Here is a 3,968-nt window from a genome sequence, read left to right on the forward strand (position 1 = left end):
ATATATCTTTTTAGTAATTCCTTTGGAATTACATCAATAATTCTACATTTTACATTCTATATTTTTTATTTAGGAGCTGTTGCGACAGCTCCTTTTAAATTAAAATAACTCCATCTTTCTCTTATTAAAGTAAACCCCTTTAAGTCCTAAGTCTTCTATGAATTTTAAAGCTAGGTCAAAGTTTTTATTTACATTTAAATGGCTATGAGCATCTGAACCTAGTGTCACATATTTTCCTCCTAAGTCCATATAAAGCTTGTAAATATCTCTTAAAGCTTTATTAGCCTCTGAAATATGAAGTCTTGAAGTGTTTAATTCTAATACTTTTCCTTTATTTATTAATGTAGTAAAAATTTCAGAAAGTATATCTGTAAATTCATTTACTAGGATTTCCTTATTATCAAAGGAACAATATCTGCAGGGGTAATCTATATGGGATAATGAATCGAAATTATTATATATTTGAACACATTTTAGCATATCTTCAAAATAATAAGTGAAAAATTCCTTCTTATTATATCCTTGATGTATATATTCTTCGTATATATCTAAGCCTCTTACTGCATGGATGGATCCTAAAACAAAATCAAAGTCATAGTTCTGAGGAATAATTTCATTGTCTAAAAGAGTATTTTCTGTTAATCCTATTTCAATTCCAAGTTTTACTTTATCAGAACGATATTTTTCATATTCAGAAAAGTAGCTAGGAATATCAAATTTAAATTCATCTTTAACAGGGTAGTCCAAATCCATATGGTCAGTAATAATTATCCCAATATTATTTTCATGTCCTACTTTAATAGCATCTTCTATATTCATATTGCTATCAGTAGAGAATTTTGAGTGCATATGACTATCAAATATCATTTATTTACCTCCTTTTTTATATTAAATTATAGCATAGTATTTCTATAATTTGACTATTATATTATCTTGATTAATGTTATTAATAAAGATAAAATTAAAGTACAATAAAACAAAGGTGTGGTAATATGGAAAAATTATTTGAAATAAAGGATTTAGTGTTTTATAAGGAGGAATTCTTAGATAATATAGAAGAATTTGAAGACATAATAAGTCTTATTAAAGAACTTAGTCCAGAACTTCAATATGAAAAAATAGAAGTAGTAGGAGAAAATGATTGTTGTGAGGCAACAAATGAAAACTACATAGTAGAAATTCAAGGCTTTTTAAATGAGGATGATGATTTCTTTACTAAGGAAGAAGTGGAATTATTAAGTAAAGAAAAACCAATGGGAATCCTTGATATGTTTGTTATTAGAATATATAAATGTCTAAATTGTAAAAAATGGATAATAGATATTTTAGAATAAAGGGTGGAATTTATTGAGAAATTTAAAAGAAGTACGTCAGTACCTAAGAGAATATTTCAATTTATTAAAAGAAGATATTAGTGATTTGAAGATTTCAAATTTAAAAGAATTTTTAATTAATAGAAAGATACTTTTAATAGGAGTACTTTTATTTTTTACACTAATTGGATTTGGCATTGGAAGCTATAAATCAAGTAAAAATATAATATTAAAGAATTTAGAGATAGCATTAGAGGAAAATAGACCAGGTAAGATTTATAAAGAAGTGAAATTTCAAAATAAAAAAATAAGAAAAAGTGATTTTGAACCATTAGCCGAATACTATTTTGAAAATCAATTTAGAGTAAGTAACCTAATAAAAGATTTAAAGAGTTATGGAAAAAGTGGATATTTTACTTTAGTAAATAGAAAAATATTGTTTTTTGATAATTATCATATAGAAATATCCCCTGTAGTTATTAAAATTAATAAGAATTTTAATAATACTGAAGTATATATAAATGATAAAAAGCTTACAAATACAAATTTAACAATGGATTTAATTCCCGGGAAATATTTAATTAAAGGAAATTTAAATACTTTGTATGGAGCTATTGAAGAAGAAAAGGAATTATATATAGTAGAAAATATGGAATATGCTCTTAATATGCCAGCTTTAAATATTAGTCTAACTTCTAACTTTGAAGATGCTGATGTATTTATTAATGATGAAAAAATTAATAAAAAGGTTAAGGATATAAAAAAATATGGTCCTATTCCATTAAATAAAGAAATAAATATACAAATACAAAGAGAATTTCCTTGGGGAGTTATAAATAGTGATAAGGTACAGGTTTCAAGTTTACCTAATATAAATATAGATATAAATATGGTAAATGAGAAGCTTATAAATGATGTTAGTAAATCAACTGATACCTTTTATTCTAGTGTATTCGATGCATTAAATAGTTCAGATTCTTCATTAATTCTTAATTCTAAAGAGGACACAAAAAGTAAAATTTATGATAGCATAATAAGGGAAAGTTTATTTTTAAAGAATAATTATGAACTTAATGATTTAAAAACTGAACTAAAGAGTAGTGAGTTTTATTACGATAATGGAACTTATAAGGGAAACATAGTTATTAATCTAAATTATAATGTTAAAAAGAAAATATTACCTTTTTTAAAGAATAATGTTGAAGAAATGTTTTTAACACATATTGAGTATGAAAATAATAATTGGATTATTAATGAAGTACAAAAATTTAGTATAGATTAACTAACGGAGGTATAGTTATGAGTAAAATTTTAAAGGCACTAACAATAACTGTTACTGTGGTTTTTTCAACGAATTTTTTAGCTTTTGCGGAGACAAGTTCTTCTTTACAAGATAAGATAAATCAAAATCAAAATCAAATTAATGAGTTGGAAAATGAAAAAAAAGAGATTGATAGTGAAATAAATAGTCAAAATAATGAACTTAATGGTATATTAAATCAAATAAATGAAAAAAGTGCAGATTTAGAAGCTGCTAGACAAGAAGTTAATTCTTATCAGACTAAGATAAATGAAGTTCAGACTGAAATAGATAATATAAATAGTGAAATTTATAAATCAGAAGTTGAGATTGAAAGTAGAGAACAAATAATTGAAGAAAAAGAACAGGAAGCTATAAAAATTAAGGGGAATATAGAAAAAAGGCTTAGAAATTACTATAAAATTGATGTAGCAAGTAATTACATATATTTACTTTTAAAAAGTGAAGACATACTTTCATTATTTAATAATATTCAGAATGTTTTTAGATTAATAAATTTTGATAAGAAATTAATTAATGAAGCAAAAGAAATTCAAGTGCAACTTGAGAAAGAGAAGGAAGAAATATCCAATCAGTTAGCACAAATAGAAGAAAATAAGAAGGCAGTAGTAGCTAAACAAGATGAATTAAAAGAAGCTCAAAAGGAATACCTAGCTAAAGAAGAATATCATCAAAGTAAGATGAATGAATTAAATAATTTGGAATCAGAAAAATCTAATTTGATAGCTTCTTTAACAGATCAAGGAAATGATTTAGAAAGTCAAATTGGAGATTTAGTTTCTTATAATGCAGAACTTCAACAAGAGTTAGATAATATTTTTGAAGAAATAAATAATGGAAGTAATTCAGGCGGTGGACAAGTCACACCTCCAAGTGCACCAGAAAATGGGGGAAGTGATGGTGTTCCAGGAGATCCAAGTACAGAAACCTTCTTAAGACCAGGATATGGAGTGGTTACTGATACATATGGACCTAGAATTAATCCTGTTACGGGTCAATCTGGTTTCCATACTGGAATAGATTTAGCAGATCCTTATGGTGCACCAGTTGCTGCATCTAAGAGTGGTGTAGTAGTTTATTCAGGATGGATTAGTGGATACGGAAATACAATAATAATAGATCACGGTGGTGGAGTTCAAACTTTATATGCTCATAATAGTTCTTTACTTGTAGGAGTTGGAGAAACTGTTTATAGAGGACAAACTATTGCTTTAGTTGGTTCAACAGGAATGAGTACAGGCCCTCATATACATTGGGAAATAAGAATAAATGGGCAACATATTGATCCAAGACCATATGTATAAATAATAAAATAAATAATAAAATAAATAATA

At 25.9% G+C, this 3,968-nt stretch carries 4 protein-coding genes; 3 read left to right on the top strand and 1 reads right to left on the bottom strand.

The features are described 5' to 3' along the window. Nucleotides 1-99: 99 nt before the first annotated feature. Nucleotides 100-867, bottom strand: coding sequence for a histidinol phosphate phosphatase (locus tag HUJ77_RS04510; protein ID WP_291707382.1), 768 nt, complete (start codon nucleotides 865-867; stop codon nucleotides 100-102). Nucleotides 868-992: 125 nt separating this feature from the next. Here HUJ77_RS04510 and HUJ77_RS04515 point away from each other — a divergent pair, with 125 nt between their 5' ends. Genes HUJ77_RS04515 through HUJ77_RS04525 form a run of 3 tightly spaced genes read left to right on the top strand, consistent with a single transcriptional unit; the run spans nucleotide 993 to nucleotide 3,938 of the window. Beyond that, nucleotides 993-1,334, top strand: a complete 342-nt coding sequence (locus HUJ77_RS04515) for a hypothetical protein (protein ID WP_291707383.1) — start codon at nucleotides 993-995, stop codon at nucleotides 1,332-1,334. Between the two features lie 13 nt (nucleotides 1,335-1,347). Beyond that, nucleotides 1,348-2,595, top strand: a complete 1,248-nt coding sequence (locus HUJ77_RS04520; protein ID WP_291707384.1) for a hypothetical protein — start codon at nucleotides 1,348-1,350, stop codon at nucleotides 2,593-2,595. A gap of 17 nt (nucleotides 2,596-2,612) precedes the next feature. After that, nucleotides 2,613-3,938 carry a M23 family metallopeptidase gene (locus HUJ77_RS04525; RefSeq protein WP_291707385.1) on the top strand — a complete coding sequence of 442 codons (1,326 nt, stop codon included), beginning with the start codon at nucleotides 2,613-2,615 and terminating at the stop codon, nucleotides 3,936-3,938. The last annotated feature ends 30 nt before the right edge of the window (nucleotides 3,939-3,968 follow it).

The organism is Clostridium sp. (genome assembly GCF_021443865.1).
Classification (GTDB): Bacteria; Bacillota; Clostridia; order Clostridiales; family Clostridiaceae; genus Clostridium.

Excerpts from the sequence above, each read along its gene's own strand:
- HUJ77_RS04525 (WP_291707385.1), top strand. The coding sequence starts at position 2,613 with ATGAGTAAAATTTTAAAGGCACTAACAATAACTGTTACTGTGGTTTTT.
- HUJ77_RS04515 (WP_291707383.1), top strand. The coding sequence starts at position 993 with ATGGAAAAATTATTTGAAATAAAGGATTTAGTGTTTTATAAGGAGGAA.
- HUJ77_RS04510 (WP_291707382.1), bottom strand. The coding sequence starts at position 867 with ATGATATTTGATAGTCATATGCACTCAAAATTCTCTACTGATAGCAAT.